Below are 262 nucleotides of genomic sequence, written 5' to 3' on the forward strand. Positions count from 1 at the left end.
GCAGTTCCGGCAGTTACTGTGGCGATACCGGATCAGGCAGAGTATGAGTCGGCGTGGAAACTGCTGGGATAACAGCCCCATGGAGCGCTTCTTCAGGAGTCTGAAGAACGAATGGGTGCCAGCGACGGGCTATGTAAGCTTCAGCGATGCAGCTCACGCAATAACGGACTATATCGTTGGATATTACAGCGCACTAAGACCGCACGAATATAATGGTGGGTTACCACCAAACGAATCAGAAAACCGATACTGGAAAAACTCT

General features: G+C 50.8%; 1 protein-coding gene. It reads left to right on the forward strand.

Features of this window, described 5'->3' with window-relative positions:
- A partial coding sequence (locus SB725_RS31970) for an integrase core domain-containing protein (RefSeq protein WP_410923479.1) occupies positions 1-262 on the forward strand: 262 nt, incomplete at both ends.

The sequence above is a fragment of the Pseudomonas sp. SIMBA_041 genome, assembly GCF_046535095.1.
Taxonomy (GTDB): Bacteria; Pseudomonadota; Gammaproteobacteria; order Pseudomonadales; family Pseudomonadaceae; genus Aquipseudomonas; species Aquipseudomonas mucoides.